General features: G+C 73.8%; 18 protein-coding genes. 4 read left to right on the top strand and 14 right to left on the bottom strand.

Annotation, left to right across the window (positions count from 1 at the left end):
* Nucleotides 1-127 precede the first annotated feature (127 nt).
* Nucleotides 128-1,330 (top strand): macrolide-inactivating glycosyltransferase, encoded by a 1,203-nt coding sequence (mgt, locus tag GBN72_RS02110; RefSeq protein WP_151769895.1) that lies wholly within the window; start codon nucleotides 128-130, stop codon nucleotides 1,328-1,330.
* A gap of 7 nt (nucleotides 1,331-1,337) precedes the next feature.
* On the opposite strand, the gene GBN72_RS02105 is transcribed toward mgt, so the two are convergent.
* Entirely contained in the window at nucleotides 1,338-1,892 is a 555-nt protein-coding gene (locus tag GBN72_RS02105; RefSeq protein ID WP_246212207.1) for a flavoprotein, read from the bottom strand.
* 64 nt (nucleotides 1,893-1,956) lie between these two features.
* Here GBN72_RS02105 and GBN72_RS02100 point away from each other — a divergent pair, with 64 nt between their 5' ends.
* On the top strand, nucleotides 1,957-2,505 hold the full coding sequence (locus GBN72_RS02100; RefSeq protein ID WP_151769893.1) for a DUF1697 domain-containing protein: 549 nt from the start codon (nucleotides 1,957-1,959) through the stop codon (nucleotides 2,503-2,505).
* Here the strand turns inward: GBN72_RS02100 and GBN72_RS02095 are convergent.
* From GBN72_RS02095 to GBN72_RS02045, 13 genes are all read right to left on the bottom strand, one after another.
* On the bottom strand, nucleotides 2,474-3,253 hold the full coding sequence (locus tag GBN72_RS02095; protein ID WP_151769892.1) for a sirohydrochlorin chelatase: 780 nt from the start codon (nucleotides 3,251-3,253) through the stop codon (nucleotides 2,474-2,476). The genes GBN72_RS02100 and GBN72_RS02095 overlap by 32 nt on opposite strands.
* Before the next feature lie 12 nt (nucleotides 3,254-3,265).
* Nucleotides 3,266-4,171 (bottom strand): ABC transporter permease, encoded by a 906-nt coding sequence (locus GBN72_RS02090; protein WP_151769891.1) that lies wholly within the window; start codon nucleotides 4,169-4,171, stop codon nucleotides 3,266-3,268.
* Nucleotides 4,158-4,949 carry an ABC transporter ATP-binding protein gene (locus GBN72_RS02085; protein WP_151769890.1) on the bottom strand — a complete coding sequence of 264 codons (792 nt, stop codon included), beginning with the start codon at nucleotides 4,947-4,949 and terminating at the stop codon, nucleotides 4,158-4,160. The genes GBN72_RS02090 and GBN72_RS02085 overlap by 14 nt, the downstream gene beginning before the upstream one ends.
* 67 nt (nucleotides 4,950-5,016) lie before the next feature.
* Nucleotides 5,017-6,120 carry an aliphatic sulfonate ABC transporter substrate-binding protein gene (locus GBN72_RS02080; protein WP_151769889.1) on the bottom strand — a complete coding sequence of 368 codons (1,104 nt, stop codon included), beginning with the start codon at nucleotides 6,118-6,120 and terminating at the stop codon, nucleotides 5,017-5,019.
* A gap of 48 nt (nucleotides 6,121-6,168) precedes the next feature.
* On the bottom strand, nucleotides 6,169-6,342 hold the full coding sequence (locus tag GBN72_RS33940) for a hypothetical protein (RefSeq protein WP_164540319.1): 174 nt from the start codon (nucleotides 6,340-6,342) through the stop codon (nucleotides 6,169-6,171).
* A gap of 2 nt (nucleotides 6,343-6,344) precedes the next feature.
* Nucleotides 6,345-7,691 (bottom strand): sulfate adenylyltransferase subunit 1, encoded by a 1,347-nt coding sequence (locus GBN72_RS02075; RefSeq protein ID WP_151769888.1) that lies wholly within the window; start codon nucleotides 7,689-7,691, stop codon nucleotides 6,345-6,347.
* 2 nt (nucleotides 7,692-7,693) lie between these two features.
* Nucleotides 7,694-8,629 carry a sulfate adenylyltransferase subunit CysD gene (gene cysD, locus GBN72_RS02070; protein ID WP_151769887.1) on the bottom strand — a complete coding sequence of 312 codons (936 nt, stop codon included), beginning with the start codon at nucleotides 8,627-8,629 and terminating at the stop codon, nucleotides 7,694-7,696.
* Nucleotides 8,626-9,180: an adenylyl-sulfate kinase gene (gene cysC / locus GBN72_RS02065; protein WP_246212206.1), complete on the bottom strand. Its 555-nt coding sequence runs from the start codon at nucleotides 9,178-9,180 to the stop codon at nucleotides 8,626-8,628. Before cysC ends, cysD begins: the two co-directional genes overlap by 4 nt.
* Before the next feature lie 41 nt (nucleotides 9,181-9,221).
* Nucleotides 9,222-9,932, bottom strand: a complete 711-nt coding sequence (locus tag GBN72_RS02060; RefSeq protein WP_151769885.1) for a phosphoadenylyl-sulfate reductase — start codon at nucleotides 9,930-9,932, stop codon at nucleotides 9,222-9,224.
* Complete coding sequence (locus GBN72_RS02055) at nucleotides 9,929-10,138, bottom strand: hypothetical protein (protein WP_151769884.1); 210 nt, start codon at nucleotides 10,136-10,138, stop codon at nucleotides 9,929-9,931. The genes GBN72_RS02060 and GBN72_RS02055 overlap by 4 nt, the downstream gene beginning before the upstream one ends.
* A complete protein-coding gene (locus GBN72_RS02050; protein ID WP_151769883.1) occupies nucleotides 10,135-11,826 on the bottom strand; it encodes a nitrite/sulfite reductase in 1,692 nt (563 codons plus the stop codon). Before GBN72_RS02050 ends, GBN72_RS02055 begins: the two co-directional genes overlap by 4 nt.
* Nucleotides 11,827-11,962: 136 nt before the next feature.
* Complete coding sequence (locus tag GBN72_RS35995) at nucleotides 11,963-12,046, bottom strand: putative leader peptide (RefSeq protein WP_356135130.1); 84 nt, start codon at nucleotides 12,044-12,046, stop codon at nucleotides 11,963-11,965.
* Between the two features lie 472 nt (nucleotides 12,047-12,518).
* Nucleotides 12,519-13,805 (bottom strand): hypothetical protein, encoded by a 1,287-nt coding sequence (locus tag GBN72_RS02045; RefSeq protein WP_246212205.1) that lies wholly within the window; start codon nucleotides 13,803-13,805, stop codon nucleotides 12,519-12,521.
* A gap of 310 nt (nucleotides 13,806-14,115) precedes the next feature.
* Between GBN72_RS02045 and GBN72_RS33935 the strand changes: the two genes are divergently transcribed.
* Together GBN72_RS33935 and GBN72_RS02040 are read left to right on the top strand one after the other, a co-directional pair.
* A complete protein-coding gene (locus tag GBN72_RS33935; protein WP_164540317.1) occupies nucleotides 14,116-14,277 on the top strand; it encodes a hypothetical protein in 162 nt (53 codons plus the stop codon).
* Nucleotides 14,278-14,635: 358 nt separating this feature from the next.
* Nucleotides 14,636-15,514 (top strand): phosphotransferase, encoded by an 879-nt coding sequence (locus GBN72_RS02040; RefSeq protein WP_151769881.1) that lies wholly within the window; start codon nucleotides 14,636-14,638, stop codon nucleotides 15,512-15,514.
* Nucleotides 15,515-15,522: the final 8 nt, after the last annotated feature.

Raw genomic sequence — 15,522 nt, 5'->3', positions numbered from 1 at the left:
TCGGGTCCGCCGGTGCCGGAGTCCGTGCCGGAGTCCGTGCCGGAATCGGAGTCGAAGCCGGTGCGGCAGTCCGTGCCGCGGGCGTAAATGGGATGAAGCGTGCGCGACGCCCCGTTAGGTTCGCCCCATGACCACCCCTCACCCCGCACACATCGCCATGTTCTCCATCGCCGCCCACGGCCACGTGAACCCGAGCCTGGAGGTGATCCGCGAACTGGTGCGGCGCGGGCATCGCGTCAGCTACGCGATCCCCGCGGCCCTCGCCGGCAAGGTGGCGGCAACCGGCGCGCAGGTCACTCCGTGGACCTCCACGCTGCCCTCGCCCGAGGACCCGCCGGAGGCATGGGGCTCCACCCTGCTGGACAACGTCGAGCCGTTCCTCGCCGACGCGATCCAGGCGCTCCCGCAGCTGGAGGCCGCCTACGAGGGCGACCGCCCCGATCTGGTCCTGTACGACATCGCCGCCTACCCCGCCCGCGTCCTCGCGCACCGCTGGGGCGTTCCGGCGGTCTGCCTCTCGCCCGCCATGGTGGCCTGGGAGGGGTACGAGAAGGAGGTCGGCGAACCGCTCTGGGAGGAGCCGCGGAAGACCCCGCGGGGCCAGGCGTACTACGCCCGGTTCCAGAAGTGGCTGGACGACAACGGCGTGCCGCTGGACCCCGACTCGTTCGGCGGGCGCCCCGACCGTGCCCTGGTCCTCATCCCGCGTGTCCTGCAGCCCAGCGCCGACCGGGTGAACGAGGACGTGTACACGTTCGTCGGCGCCTGCCAGGACGACCCGGCGGCCCAGGGCGGCTGGGAGCGCCCGGCCGGGGCGGACAAGGTCGTCCTGGTGTCGCTCGGCTCGGCCTTCACCCGGCGGCCCGGGTTCTACCGCGAGTGCGTGAAGGCGTTCGGCGACCTGCCCGGCTGGCACACCGTGCTGCAGATCGGCAAGCACGTCGACCCGGCCGAACTCGGCGAGGTTCCGCCCTCCGTGGAGGTCCACGACTGGGTCCCGCAGCGGGCGGTGCTCGCCGAGGCGGACCTGTTCGTCACCCACGCGGGCGCCGGAGGCAGCCAGGAGGGCATGGCGAGCGCCACGCCGATGATCGCGGTCCCCCAGGCGGCGGACCAGTTCGGCAACGCCGAGACGCTGGTGGCCCTGGGCGTCGCCCGGCAGGTGCCCACCGAGGAGGCCACGGCGGCGACCCTGCGCGCCACCGCCCTCGCCCTGGTCGACGACCCTCAGGTGGCGGCCCGGCTGGCCGCGATCCGCGCCGGGATGGCCGAGGAGGGCGGCACCCGCCGCGCCGCCGACCTGATCGAGGCGGAACTCCCGCGCCGCTGACCGCCGTTCAGTGCGGCGCCCCGGGCCGCCCGCCGTGCGGCGCGGGCAACGCGTCGACGGCCGCCTGCCACGGGTAGGCGGCCACGTCGTCCTGTCTCGGCCGGTGCGGGACGAACCCTCCCTCGCCGAGCAGCACCCGGGCGCCCGCGTCCCGCAGGAACGCCGCGTGCCGGCCGACGGCGGGGTGCGCGGCCAGCGCGTCGTTGAAGTACGGCAGCGCGACGACGGGCAGCCCCCGGCCGAGCCCTTCGGTGAGCGCCAGCAGGGCCCGGTTGTCGCACATCGCGCAGGCCCACTTCGCCAGCGAGTTGACCGTCAGCGGCGCGGCCAGCAGCGCGTCGGGCGCGGGCAGGGGGTCCTCCTCGCCCCCGTACTCCCACCGCACGGGACACCCGGCGCGGGCCTCCAGCTCCCAGGGGTCCCCCACCCACTCCCGCGCGGCGGGCGTGAGCAGGACGCACACCTCCCACCCGGCCTCCCGGGCCAGCCGCACCCCCGTGTCGATCCGGTCCAGCGGCGGTGCGGCGCACCCGATCAGATACAGCGTCCTCGTCCTCGTCACCCGCGCAGTCCACAGCGGTCGCGTAACCCCGCGCAAGTCCGGGCCCCGCCGTAATGTGGCCGCCATGACGACGTATGCGGCGCTGCTGCGCGGGATCAACGTGGGCGGCGGGCGGAAGCTGCCGATGGCCGAACTGCGGTCCCTGCTGGAGGAGCTCGGACACGCGGAGGCGCGGACGTACCTGCAGAGCGGTCAGGCCGTGTTCACGGCCGCGCACGGTGACGAGGAGTCGCTGGCCGCGGAGCTCTCCACGGCGCTGGCGGAGCGCTTCGGCTTCACCTGCGACGTGCTGGTCCGCGACCACGCCTACCTCGCCCGGATCGTCGCCGGCTGTCCCTTCCCCGCCGCCGAGCTGGAGGGCAGGCAGCTGCACGTCACCTTCCTGGACCGTGACGTGCGGGAGGACCGCTTCGACGGGCTGGACCGCGAGGCGTACCTCCCGGAGGAGTTCCGCCTCGGCGACCGCGCGCTCTACCTGTACCTGCCCGACGGCATGGGACGCTCCAAGCTCGCGGAACAGCTCGCCAGGCCCGGCCTGACCAAGGGTCTCGTCGCCACCACCCGGAACTGGAACACGGTCCTCAAGCTGTCAGAGCTGACGACGGCCCCGTGAGCCCGCCCTCCGCCGCCCGGCGCGCCGCGTCGTAGCGCGCCAGCAGGAGCCGCGCCACCTCGGGTGCCGGGCCGAGGACGTCGGCGAGGACGTCCGCGCCGGCCGCGGCGGCGCCGGCCGCGATGCGGTCGGGGAGGCGGCCCGGGGCGAGGACGTAGGGGGCGACGGCCACCCGCTCGCATCCGGCGGCCCGCAGTTCCCGCACGGCGTCCTCGGTGCGCGGGAACCCCCCGGGAGTCGCCGCGGAGGCGAACGCGGGTCGCACGGCGCACCAACCGGTGTGCCGCCACTCCCGCGCGATGTCAGCGATCACCGCGATCGCCTCCGGGTCGGTGGAGCCCGCCGAGGCCAGGACGACCCCGGTGGCCGGCTTGTCGGCGGGGGCCAGTCCCGCCTCGTGCAGCCGCCGCTCGAGGGCCAGCAGCAGCAGCGGGTCCGGGCCCAGCACCTCGGCGGTGCGGATCCGCAACGACGGCGGTGCCTGGCGCAGCACCGCGGGGATGTCGGCCTTGGCGTGGAAGGCGCGGGTGAGCAGCAGCGGCTGGACGACCACGTCCCGGACCCCCTCGCCGGCCAGCGACTCCAACGCCCCGGTCACCGAGGGCAGGTTGAAGTCGAGGAACGCGGTCTCCACCCGCAGGCCGGGCCGGCGGTCCCGCGCCCGCCGCACCAGCGCGTGGACGGTGGCGGCGTGGCGGGGGTCGCGGCTGCCGTGGGCGACGACGAGGAGGACGGGGGCGTGGTGCATGACGGGAACCGCTCAGCTCTTGACGAGGAGACCGCGGCCGCGCAGGATCCGCCGCTCCAGGGGACTGAAGATCAGCAGGTCGATGGCGATGCCGACGACCAGGATCAGGATGATGGCGAGGAAGACCATGGACATGGAGGAGGCGTTGCGGCCGTTCTCCAGCAACTGGCCCAGCCCGACGCCGAGATCGGGCGAGGAGGCGATGATCTCGGCGGCCATGAGGGAGCGCCAGGAGAACGCCCAGCCCTGCTTCATGCCGGCCACGTAGCCGGGCAGCGCGGCCGGCATCACGATGTGCCAGGCACCCTTGAGCCCGGTGGCGCCCAGGGTGCGTCCGGCCCGCAGGAACAGCGGGGGCACCTGGTCGACGCCGGAGACCAGCCCGTTGGCGATGGAGGGCACGGCGCCCAGCAGGATCACCGCGTACATCATGGAGTTGTTGAGGCCGAGCCAGATGACGGCGGGCGGCACCCAGGCGACCGAGGGCAGCGACTGGAGGCCGGAGAGGATCGGTCCGATCGCGGCGCGGACGAACTTCACCCGGGCGACCAGCAGACCGAGCGGGGTGCCGATGGCCAGGGCCATCAGGAAGCCGAGCAGGCCGCGGGAGACGCTGGTCCAGATGTAGCCGAGGAGTTCACCCTCGAGCCACGACGCCTCGACCTCGGCCCAGACCTCCGAGGGGGCGGGCAGCTTGGTGGGGTCGTCGACGATCTTCAGGGAGACCAGCAGCTGCCAGACCACACCGACGAGCAGGACGGCGACGACCGGGGGGAGGACCTTGCGCAGCAGGGTCTGCCGCAGCGGTGTGCGCCAGGGCTCCACCGCCTCCAGGGCGTCGAGGCCTGCCTCGAGCCCGGCGGTGTCGTCGGCCTGCCGGTCTTCCTTGGCGGCTGCGGAGGTGTCAGTGCTGGCCATGACGGCGGATCTCCCCACGGAGTTGTTCGGTGATCTCTACGGACAGCTCGGCGACCGCGGCGTCCTCGATGCGGCGCGGGTGCTCGATGTCGACCTGCCACTGGCGGGCGATGCGGCCGGGCCGGGAGGAGAGCAGCACGACCCGCTGCGCGAGCCGTACCGCCTCGCGCACGTTGTGGGTGACGAAGAGGACCGAGACGTTGGTCTCCCGCCAGATCCGGGTGAGTTCGTCGTGCAGCACGTCGCGGGTGATGGCGTCGAGCGCGGCGAACGGCTCGTCCATCAGCAGCAGCCGGCTGTCCTGGGCGAGGGCGCGGGCGAGGGCGACGCGCTGGCGCATGCCGCCGGACAGCTCGTGGACGCGCTTGCCGTACGCGCCCTTCAGACGCACCAGTTCGAGGAGTTCCTCGGCCCGCTCGCGGCGCAGGTTCTTCTCGACGCCCCGGAGCTTCAGGGCGAGTTCGATGTTCTTGCCGGCGGTCAGCCAGGGGAACAGGGCGTGTTCCTGGAACATCAGGGCGGGGCGGCCGTCGGTGGTGATGGCGCCCGAGGTCGGCCGGTCGAGGCCGGCGACCAGGTTGAGCAGGGTGGACTTGCCGCAGCCGGAGGCCCCCAGAAGGGTCACGAACTCGCCGGGGGCGACCTCGAGGCTGATGTCGTCCAGGACGAGCTGGGTTCCGGCGGGCCCGGCGAAGGACTTGGAGACGTGCTCGATGCGCGCGGCGCTGCGGACGTCGGTCCCGGTGTCCTCTGCCGTGGCGAGGGTGAAGGTCGCCATGGTCACCTCCTGGGGGAGCTCACGGATGGATGTGGTCGCCCGCCGTGGACCGGCGGCGCGATCGTGGTCAGTCGGTGCCGAGGCCGGCGTCGCCGACGGCGGGCTTCGCGTCCTGCTTCAGGACCTTGTTGAGGAGCCGCAGGTCGTAGATGCCGTCCAGCCGCGGGTTCTCCAGGAGGCCCGCGTCGACGGCGTGGGAGGCCTGGGTGTCCAGGGTGGCGGCCAGCGGGTCGTCGGTGATCCGGATGGACTCCCACGCCGGGTCGAGGACCTCGGCGGGCAGCGCCTTGCCGGAGTCCTGTTCCAGCTGGGCGTTGGCGGCCCGCTTGGCCTCGTCGGGGTGGGCGTTGATCCACTCGTTGGCCTTGACGGAGGCCCGCAGGACGGCCTCGACGGCTTCGGGGTGCTCGGCGAGGAACGTCTGGGAGACGACGATGTTGGTGATCACGAACTGCTGGTCCGGCCACAGGCTCGTCTCGTCCAGCAGTACCTTCCCGCCGTCGGCGACCAGCTTGGAGGCCGTCGGCTCGGGCACCCAGGCGCCGTCGACGGAGCCGGACGCGAAGGCTCCCGGGAGCACCTTGTTGTCGGAGCGGACGACGGAGACGTCGCCCCTGCCGCTCTCCGCGTCGACCTTCCAGCCCTGCTCGGAGATCCAGTGGAGGAAGGCCACGTCCTGGGTGTTGCCGAGCTGCGGGGTGGCGATCCGCTTGCCCTTGACGTCCGCCGCCGACTTGACCCGGTCCGGGTTCACCACCAGTTTGACGCCGCCGGAGGCGGACCCGCCGATGATGCGGAGGTTCCTGCCCTCGGACCTGGTGTAGCCGTTGACGGCCGGTGAGGGGCCGATCCACCCGATGTCCACGGAGCCCGAGTTGAGCGCCTCGATCTCGGAGGGGCCCGCGTTGAACACCTGGTAGGTGGCCCGCGTACCGCCGAGCTCCTTCTGGAAGAAGCCCTGGTTGTTGGCGACCAGCGGGGTGGCGTGGGTGAGGTTGCCGAAGTAGCCGATGCGGACGGAGTCCAGGCCGTCGGTCTTCTTCCCCACGGGCACGGCGTTCCGCGTGTCGCTCTTCGCCTGGGAGCCGTAGCCGCACGCGGCGAGCGCCAGCAGCGGGAGCACGGCGACCAAGGCGGCACCCCGGCGGAACGGGGAGCGGTTGGCAGGCACGGGGAGGGTGTCCTCTCGGTGGCCCCGCGGTCACCGCCTGCGCGTCTGTCAGGCGGTGACCGGGAGGTGGTCGGATCTTCGTTCGGTGCGGGGTCGGTGGCGCCGGATGTGCCGGCCGCGGCCCGCACATCGGGCGACTCCGCCCTGCCCGCTGCCGAGGGTGCCGCTGCCGACACGGCCGCCCTCCTTGGCGAACGTGCCGAAGAAACCCGGGGTGTTCATGGTCAGAAGTCCCAACCGTCCTCGTCCGCCGCGGCCGGGGCGGCCTCGGCGGTGCGCCGGGCGGAGGCGAAGGAGTCGCCGGCCATGCCCGCGGTGAGGGTGGAGCCGTCGGCCGGGTCGATCAGGAGGAACGCGCCGGTGGTCCGGGACTGCGCGTAGGCGTCCAGCGGCAGCGGCTCGGCGGTGCGCACGACGACGCGGGCGATGTCGTTGGCGACGAGCTGCCCGGGCCGCGGGTGCAGGGAGAGGTCGTCCAGGGTGAGCCGGGAGGGGATCTCCTTGACGATCGCCTTGACCAGGCGGGTGCCGTGCTTGAGGAGGACCCGGTGGCCCTCGGTGAGCGGCGCGTCGGCGACGTGGCAGACGGTGGCCTCGACGTCCTGGGTGACGGCGGGGGCGGCATCGGTCGGGGCTATCAGGTCGCCGCGGGAGATGTCCAGGTCGTCGGCGAGGAGCAGGGTCACCGACTGCGGGGCGTGGGCGCTGTCGACGGGCACGCCGAGCAGGTCGATGCCCGAGATCCGGCTGGTGCGGCCGGAGGGCAGCACGGTGATCTCCTGGCCGACGCGGAAGGAGCCGGCGGCGATCTGTCCCGCGTAGCCGCGGTAGTCGGGGTGCTCGGCGGTCTGCGGGCGGATCACGTACTGCACCGGGAGCCGGGCCGGGAGCTGGTCGTCGGTGCCGTCGACCCGGACGGTCTCCAGGTGTTCGAGCACCGTGGGGCCGCCGTACCAGTCCATGTGCGCGGAGGGCTCGACGACGTTGTCGCCGGCCAGCGCGGAGATCGGGACGGTGGTGACCTCGGGCACGCCCAGCTCGGTGGCGTAGGCGGTGAACTCCTCGGCGATGGCCGCGAACACCGGCTCCGCGTAGTCGACCAGGTCCATCTTGTTGACGGCGAGGACGACGTGCGGGACGCGCAGCAGGGCGGCGAGGGCGGCGTGCCGGCGGGTCTGCTCGACGACGCCGTTGCGCGCGTCGACCAGGATCACGGTGAGGTCGGCGGTGGAGGCGCCGGTGACCATGTTGCGGGTGTACTGCACGTGGCCGGGGGTGTCGGCGAGGATGAACCGCCGCCTCGGCGTGGCGAAGTAACGGTACGCCACGTCGATGGTGATGCCCTGCTCCCGCTCTGCGCGCAGGCCGTCGGTGAGCAGCGCCAGGTCGGGGGCGTCCTGGCCGCGGCTGGCGGAGGCCCGCTCGACGGCCTCCAGCTGGTCGGCGAGGACCGACTTGGAGTCGTGCAGCAGCCGGCCGACGAGGGTGGACTTGCCGTCGTCGACGGATCCGGCGGTGGCGAACCGCAGCAGCGTGGTGGGCTCGGCGGCCTGTTCGGTGCTGGTCGTCATGGTTAGAAGTACCCCTCGCGCTTGCGGTCTTCCATCGCTGCCTCGGAGAGCTTGTCGTCGGCGCGGGTGGCGCCGCGCTCGGTGAGACGGGAGGCGGCGATCTCGGCGATCACCTGGTCCAGCGTGGCGGCGTCGGAGTCGACGGCGCCGGTGCAGGACATGTCACCGACGGTGCGGTAGCGGATCAGGCGGCTCTCGACGGTCTCGCCGTCCTTGGGGCCGCCCCACTCGCCCGCGGTCAGCCACATGGAGTCGCGCCGGAAGACCTCGCGCTCGTGGGCGAAGTAGATCGACGGCAGCTCGATCGCCTCGCGCTTGATGTACTGCCAGACGTCCAGCTCGGTCCAGTTGGAGAGCGGGAAGACGCGGACGTGCTCGCCGGGGGCGTGCCGGCCGTTGTACAGGTTCCACAGCTCGGGGCGCTGGCGGCGCGGGTCCCACTGGGAGAACTCGTCGCGCAGGGAGAAGACGCGCTCCTTGGCGCGGGCCTTCTCCTCGTCGCGGCGGCCGCCGCCGAAGACCGCGTCGAACTTCTCGCTCTGGATGGTCTCGGTGAGCGGGACCGTCTGGAGCGGGTTGCGGGTGCCGTCGGGGCGTTCGCGGAGCACACCGCGGTCGATGTAGTCCTGGACCGAGGCCACATGGAGGCGCAGCCCATGTGCGGCCACCACACGGTCGCGGTACTCGATGACCTCGGGGAAGTTGTGTCCGGTGTCCACGTGGAGCAGGGTGAACGGCACCGGCGCGGGCGCGAAGGCCTTGAGCGCCAGGTGCAGCATCACGATGGAGTCCTTGCCGCCGGAGAAGAGGATCACCGGCCGTTCGAACTCGCCCGCGACCTCGCGGAAGATGTGCACGGCCTCGGACTCGAGGACGTCGAGGTGGCCGAGCGGGCCCTGGCCCGCGGCGGTGTCGCGGAGTGCGGCGACGGTGGTCATGCCAGGCCCCTTTCGGTGAGCAGCGCGTGGACGGCGGCGGCGGACTCGGCGACGGTCTGGTCCTGCGACTCGATCCGCAGGTCGGGGGCGGCCGGCGCCTCGTACGGGTCGTCGACCCCGGTGAGGCCGGATATCTCGCCCGCGGCCTGCTTGGCGTACAGGCCCTTCACGTCGCGGACCGAGCAGACCTCGACCGGGGTGGCGACGTGCACCTCGAGGTAGGCGGTGCCGCCCGCCTCGTGGCGCTTGCGGACGGCGTCGCGGCTGTCGGCGTAGGGCGCGATGACCGGCACCAGCGTGGTCACGCCGTTGCGGGAGAGGAGTTCGGCGAGGAAGCCGATGCGCTGGACGTTGGTGTGGCGGTCCTCCCGGGTGAAGCCGAGGCCCGCCGAGAGGAACTCGCGGATCTCGTCGCCGTCGAGGACCTCCACGCGGTGTCCGTCCGCCCGCAGGCGTCCGGCGAGCTCCATGGCGATCGTGGTCTTGCCGGCGCTCGGCAGACCCGTCAGCCAGACGGTGGCTCCGCTCACGTGCTCGTTCTCCTTGCTCATCGCTTGCCCCACCGTCTCCCCCGTGGTTCCGGTGCCGCCGGTCATCCGTGCAGCCCGCACTCGGTCTTGCCGCGCCCGGCCCAGCGGCCGGCGCGGGCGTCCTCGCCCTCCAGCACCCGGCGGGTGCAGGGCGCGCAGCCGACGGAGGCGTAGCCGTCCATCAGCAGCGGGTTGGTGAGCACGCCGTGCTCGGCGACGTAGGCGTCCACGTCGTCCTGGGTCCAGCGGGCGATCGGCGAGACCTTGACCTTGCCGCGCCGCTCGTCCCAGCCGACGACGGGCGTGTTCGCGCGGGTCGGGGACTCGTCGCGGCGCAGGCCGGTCGCCCACGCCTGGTAGCCCTTGAGCCCTTCCTCCAGCGGCTGGACCTTGCGCAGCCTGCAGCACAGGTCCGGGTCGCGGTCGTGCAGCTTCGGCCCGTACTCGGCGTCCTGCTCGGCGACGGACTGCCGGGGGGTGAGGGTGAGGACGTTGACGTTCATCACGGCTTCGACGGCGTCGCGGGTGCCGATGGTCTCCTCGAAGTGGTAGCCGGTGTCGAGGAACACCACGTCCACCCCGGGACGGACCCGGGAGGCCAGGTGGGCGACGACCGCGTCCTCCATGGAGGAGGTCACGCAGAAGCGGTCGCCGAAGGTCTCGACCGCCCACCGCATGACGTCCAGGGCCGACGCGTCCTCGAGCTCCCGGCCCGCCCGCTCGGCGAGCGCCTTCAGTTCCTCGTCGGTGCGCTGCTGTTCCGTCGTGGTCATGTCCCCTCCTCGCCGTCGCTGTCTCCGTGCCGCAGGCCGTCCTGGTGGCCGCCGCCCTGGAACCCGCGGGCGAGCAGTCCGAGGAACTTCAGCCGGAAGGCGCGGTTGCACGCCCCGCACTCCCAGGTCCCCGGTCCCTCCTCACCCGGCCGCAGGTCCTCGTCCCCGCAGTACGGGCAGTGGAAGGGGGCGGCCCGCTCGCTCACGACAGGTCCTTCTCGCCGGCCCGCGCGGTCCAGGCGGCGAACCGCTCGCCGGCCTCGCGCTGGTCCAGGTAGCGGCGCAGCACCCGCTCGATGTAGTCGGGGAGTTCGGCGGAGGTGACCTTCAGGCCGCGGACCTTGCGGCCGAAGCCGGCCTCCAGGCCGAGGGCGCCGCCGAGGTGGACCTGGTAGCCCTCGACCTGCCGGCCGTCCTCGTCGAGCACGAGCTGGCCCTTGAGGCCGATGTCGGCCACCTGGATGCGGGCGCAGGCGTTGGGGCAGCCGTTGAGGTTGATGGTCAGCGGCTCGTCGAACTCCGGGAGCCGGCGCTCGAGTTCGTCGATGAGCGCGGAGCCGCGGGCCTTGGTCTCGACGATGGCCAGCTTGCAGAACTCGATGCCGGTGCAGGCCATGGTGCCGCGCCGGAACGAGGAGGGCTCGACGACCAGGTCCAGCGCGCGCAGCCCCTCGGTCAGCGAGGCGACCTGCTCCTCGGCCACGTCCAGCACGATCATCTTCTGCTCGACCGTGGTGCGCAGCCGGCCCGAGCCGTGCTCCGCGGCCAGGTCGGCGATCTTGGTGAGGGTGGCGCCGTCCACGCGGCCGACGCGCGGGGCGAAGCCGACGTAGAAGCGGCCGTCCTTCTGCCGGTGCACGCCGACGTGGTCGCGCCAGCGCTCCACCGGCTCGGCGGGCGCGGGCCCGTCGGCCAGCTCACGCTTGAGGTACTCGTCCTGGAGCACCTGGCGGAACTTCTCCGGGCCCCAGTCGGCGACCAGGAACTTCAGGCGGGCGCGGTTGCGCAGCCGGCGGTAGCCGTAGTCACGGAAGATCGAGATGACGCCTTCCAGGACGTCCGGGACGTCCTCCAGCGGCACCCAGGCTCCCAGCCGGACGCCGAGCTTGGGGTTGGTGGACAGGCCGCCGCCGACCCAGACGTCGAAGCCGGGGCCGTGCTCCGGGTGGCGGACGCCGACGAAGGCGACGTCGTTGATCTCGTGCGCGACGTCCAGCAGCGGGGAGCCGGAGATCGCGGTCTTGAACTTCCGCGGCAGGTTGGAGTAGGCGGGGTTGCCGACGACGCGGCGGTGGGCCTCCTCCAGCGCGGGGGTGCCGTCGATGATCTCGTCCTCGGCTATGCCGGCCACCGGGGAGCCGAGGAAGGCACGCGGGGTGTCGCCGCAGGCCTCGGTGGTGGACAGGCCGACCGCCTCGAGGCGGTTCCAGATCTCGGGGACGTCCTCGATGCGGATCCAGTGCAGCTGGATGTTCTGCCGGTCCGTGATGTCGGCGGTGCCGCGGGCGAACTCCTGGGAGATCTCGCCGATGACGCGCAGCTGCTCGGTGGTGAGCCGGCCGCCGTCGATGCGGACGCGCAGCATGAAGTAGCGGTCGTCCAGCTCCTCCGGCTCCAGCACGGCCGTCTTCCCGCCGTCGATCCCGGGGCGCCGCTGGGTGTACAGACCCCACCAGCGCATGCGTCCGCGGAGGTCGTTGGGGTCGATCGAGTCGAAGCCGCGCTTGGAGTAGATCGTCTCAATACGTGTCCGCACGTTGAGACCGTCGTCGTCCTTCTTGAACTGCTCGTTTCCGTTGAGGGGGGTGAAGTGCCCGGCGGCCCACTGACCCTCGCCGCGGTGTCGGCTCACCTTGCGGCGGGAGGCGGCGGGATTCTGAGGCGTGGCGGCCATGGTTCACAGTCCTTCGGGACAGGCGGGCAGTGCGACTCTGAGCTGGGCGGATGCGCGCAGGGGCAGAGGGGCGGACCGCGCAGGCGACGGCGCGGGCGCGGAGAAAGGGAGGGGGCGTCGGGCGGCTGAGAACGCGTCAGCAGGCCGGACAGATGGCGCTGGACATGCGGCCGAGGTCGACGTGACGTCGACTCACCAGGGCGATTCCAGTTCCGAACATGGCGGAAGCGTGACATGGCAGCGCGGAGACCGTCCAGCATCGTCCATACTTCGGACGGGGCTGTCTCGGTATGCGGTATGAAGGTGTCATGGACACCGGTGGAGAAGCTGCACGTACACCCAGGTCAAGGGTGGCGGGGACACCACGGTGGCACGCGGTACCCCGGGCTCGGGAGAGGTCCGTGAGACGGCTGGGGATCGCCTGACGGGCCGAGCCTGGCGGTCAGGCCGGGAGGCGCCGGTCGGAGGCGGGGGCGGGCGGTCCTCCGGAAGGGCGGTTGCCGCCGGCGCGCCGGCCCCGGACGGCGGGCCGCGGACGGGGCGGCCCCGCACGGCGGGCCGCGGGCAGGGTGGCTTCCCCGGCGCCGGGTGCACGCAGCCGGGGAAGCGCGCCGCACCTGCTGTCGCGGGCCCACCGGAGGGGACGCGGCCGGCGGCCGCCGCCGGAGGTCCGGACGGCGGTGGCGCCGGGACTACTCCAGGGAGGCGTCGACCGTGCCCAGGGGCACCGTGAACAGGGCCCGCTCCCCGCGCCCGGGCGCGTCCGAGACGCCCCAGAGCTCGCCGGTGCCCGGCCGGTGCGCCAGCCCGCGCGCGCCCGCCGCCCAGCAGAACGGCAACTCGTAGTCCCCGCACCGCGCGGCCCTGGCGGTCCGCTCCCCCGCCGACTGCGCCCACAGGGCCCCCCGGCCCCCGCCCGTCTCCCGCGGGTCCGACGCCAGGTACCAGCGGTCCCTGGTCTCCCCCGGCGCCCGGTAGGACACCACGCCCCGGATCTCGGCCGCCTCCGTCCGGAAGCTCTCCACCGGCCGGGCCGCCCCCGAGCCGTCCACGGAGAGCAGCCCCTCCCGGCCCGGGTACCGGCTGAACGTGTACCGCCACAGCCGCGACGGGCCCTCCGCCCGCCGCTCGGCGACGACCAGGGTGTCGGGTGCCGTGGACCGGTCGAGCGAGAGGGCGCCGAGACAGGCCGACCCCTCCTCCCGGGCACCGCATCCGTCGCCCTCCAGGCGGTACGAGGCGACGGCCGGCAGCACGAACGGCGTCCGTTCCGCGTCCCCCCGCGCCGTCGCCTTCGCCGTGGCCGTCGCCGTCGTCCGGTGGACGCGGTCCAGCGAGAACACGTGCAGCGTCTCCCCGCCGTCGGGCCGCCCCACCGTCGCCAGCAGTTTGTCCTGGTACCAGACCATGCCGCGGACCTCGGCCCCGAGCGGCCGGTAGGCGTCGCCCCGCTCCTCCTGCCCCGGTGCCGCGGGCAGCGCCAGCAGCCCCCAGGTGTAGGTGAGCCGGGCGGGGTCGCCGGCGTCGACGAAGGCGACCCGCGCGGAACCGGGGCCGGCGGCCTCCGGGGCGCGCGTCCAGGCCGAGAGGACGACCCGGTCCTCGCCCCACCGCCCGTCGTCGTCGGCGTCCGCGGAGGTGGTCACCGACACCGGCGTCCAGTCCTCGTCCACGGCGTCGGGCCTCTCCCAGCAGTAGGCCCGCACCACCTCGGGGTCGGCGGGCAGCGCCGCCTCGCCCGCGCAGCCGGCCTCCGCCGACATCTCGTGCCGGGCCTCGCGCAGGACGGTGCCGAGGGAGACGGGACGCCCCAGCCGCTCGGCCAGCGTGTCGAGCCGCCGCCAGGGGACGGCCTCCTCGCGGAGCGCGGGACCCGCCGCGGCGGGCAGCCGCTCCAGTCCGCCCGGCGTGTCGTCGGTCGCCTGCGAGACGCTGATGACCGTCGCCGCCCCGGTGAGCGCGAGTGCCGCCCCGCCCAACAGGGCACGCAGCGCAACACCCCTTCTGCGCCTGCGATGTCTGCCCCGGGCCATGGGGTCCTCCCGCGTCCTCGCCGTCTTCGCCGTAACACTGCGCCCCGGCAACGGACTTCGGGCCGTCACGGGGCAGAGGAGTTGTCCGTGGATGGTACGGCAGTTACGGCCGAGCCGGTCGACAACCCGGTGAACGCGGTGGCGTTCACCGCCACCCACCACCCGGTGCATACCCACGAAGCCGGGAGGATCCACACGATCCGCCCCGCCCCGGCCGCCGCGCGCGACGGGCCCTCGCGAACCCGCGCCGGGGGCGGTGCCACGACGTGCCGTCCGCGCCCCCGAGGGGGACCTGGTGCTGTGCGTCTCCGTGGAGCGGGAGCTCCCGGCCGTGAAGGACCCGCTGCCCGGGGCGACCGGCCTCTTCCGACCTCTCCCGCGGCGCGCCGCGGCCGCCCCCGGACCCGACGGCTCCTGAGCCCCGTCCCGGCCCGCTCCCGAGGGGCGTTTGCGCGGGGAGTGCGGGGACCGCCCGGGCATGCGCGAGCGGATCTCGGACGACGGGTCGGCGGCGGAGGAGGTCACCGCCGTCCTGCCGGCCACCATCGGTCCGTACGTGGTGATGCGGGGTCTCGCCAGCGGGGGCATGGGCGTGTTCCTCCTGTGCCGGACGGCCTCCGGTCCCGCCCGGCACACCGGTCCGCACCCCGGGCCGGGGCGCCGGAGCCGGTCCGGGCCGGGGCCCGGCCGTGGTCCGCCCCGGGCCCCGGCCCGGGGGTCCGCCGCGCGGATGTCAGACTGGGCCCGCACACCCGCACCACCTGCGAAGGACCCCCATGGACGAGGCAACGGCCCGCGCCGTCCTGGCCGCCGCGAGACACGCGCACCCCGAGCTGCGCGGCGTCGCCGCCGAGGACGCCCCGCTGCTGGCCCTCGGCGAGAACGCCGTGTTCGCCGCCGGCGACCTCGTGGTCAAGATCGCCCGCACGCCCGAGTTGCTGGACCGCGCCCGCCACGAGGTCGCCACCGCGCGCTGGCTGGAGGATCGGAAGGTCCCCGCGGTCCGCGCCGCCGCCGGGGAGCCCCGGCTGGTCGACGGGCACCCGGTCACCCTCTGGCACCGCCTTCCCGACGCGGTCCGCCCTGCCGACGCCCGCGACCTGGCCGAGCTGCTCCGCGTGGTGCACGCGTTGCCGGCGCCGCCCGTCCCGCTCCCCCGCCGTGAACTGCTGGGCGGGGTGGAGCGCTGGCTGACGCTGGCCGGGGACGCGATCGCCGCCGAGGACGCCGCCTACCTCCGCGCCCGCCGTGACGGCTTCGCCGCCGAGGCCGCCGCCCTCGTCCCGCACCTCGCGCCGGGCCCCGTCCACGGCGACGCGCTGCCCCGCAACGTCCTCGTCGGCCCGGACGGCCCGGTCCTGATGGACCTGGAGACCTTCTCCTTCGACCTCCGGGAGCACGACCTGGTCGTGATGGCCCTCTCGCACGACCGCTACGGTCTGCCCGCCGAGGCGTACGACACCTTCACCGGCGTCTACGGCTGGGACGTGCGCGAGTGGGAGGGCTGCGCGGTCCTCCGCGGCGCCCGGGAGACCGCCAGCTGCGCCTGGGTGGCCCAGCACGCGCCCCACAACCCCAAGGCCCTCGCCGAGTTCGGGCGACGCGTCGCCTCGCTCCGCGACGGCGACCCCACGGTGCGCTGGTACCCGTTCTGACTCCCGGT

The organism is Streptomyces abyssomicinicus (assembly GCF_008974245.1).
Taxonomy (GTDB): Bacteria; Actinomycetota; Actinomycetes; order Streptomycetales; family Streptomycetaceae; genus Streptomyces; species Streptomyces abyssomicinicus.
This window is presented reverse-complemented; position numbering and strand designations above follow the sequence as displayed.

Bases quoted from the DNA above. Each gene is read 5' to 3' on its own strand.
- GBN72_RS02040 (WP_151769881.1), top strand. From the start codon at position 14,636: ATGGACGAGGCAACGGCCCGCGCCGTCCTGGCCGCCGCGAGACACGCG.
- GBN72_RS02100 (WP_151769893.1), top strand. From the start codon at position 1,957: ATGACGACGTATGCGGCGCTGCTGCGCGGGATCAACGTGGGCGGCGGG.
- GBN72_RS02075 (WP_151769888.1), bottom strand. From the start codon at position 7,691: ATGACGACCAGCACCGAACAGGCCGCCGAGCCCACCACGCTGCTGCGG.
- mgt (WP_151769895.1), top strand. From the start codon at position 128: ATGACCACCCCTCACCCCGCACACATCGCCATGTTCTCCATCGCCGCC.
- GBN72_RS02060 (WP_151769885.1), bottom strand. From the start codon at position 9,932: ATGACCACGACGGAACAGCAGCGCACCGACGAGGAACTGAAGGCGCTC.
- GBN72_RS02095 (WP_151769892.1), bottom strand. From the start codon at position 3,253: ATGCACCACGCCCCCGTCCTCCTCGTCGTCGCCCACGGCAGCCGCGAC.
- GBN72_RS35995 (WP_356135130.1), bottom strand. From the start codon at position 12,046: ATGTTCGGAACTGGAATCGCCCTGGTGAGTCGACGTCACGTCGACCTC.
- GBN72_RS02050 (WP_151769883.1), bottom strand. From the start codon at position 11,826: ATGGCCGCCACGCCTCAGAATCCCGCCGCCTCCCGCCGCAAGGTGAGC.
- cysD (WP_151769887.1), bottom strand. From the start codon at position 8,629: ATGACCACCGTCGCCGCACTCCGCGACACCGCCGCGGGCCAGGGCCCG.
- cysC (WP_246212206.1), bottom strand. From the start codon at position 9,180: ATGAGCAAGGAGAACGAGCACGTGAGCGGAGCCACCGTCTGGCTGACG.
- GBN72_RS02085 (WP_151769890.1), bottom strand. From the start codon at position 4,949: ATGGCGACCTTCACCCTCGCCACGGCAGAGGACACCGGGACCGACGTC.
- GBN72_RS33940 (WP_164540319.1), bottom strand. From the start codon at position 6,342: ATGAACACCCCGGGTTTCTTCGGCACGTTCGCCAAGGAGGGCGGCCGT.
- GBN72_RS02090 (WP_151769891.1), bottom strand. From the start codon at position 4,171: ATGGCCAGCACTGACACCTCCGCAGCCGCCAAGGAAGACCGGCAGGCC.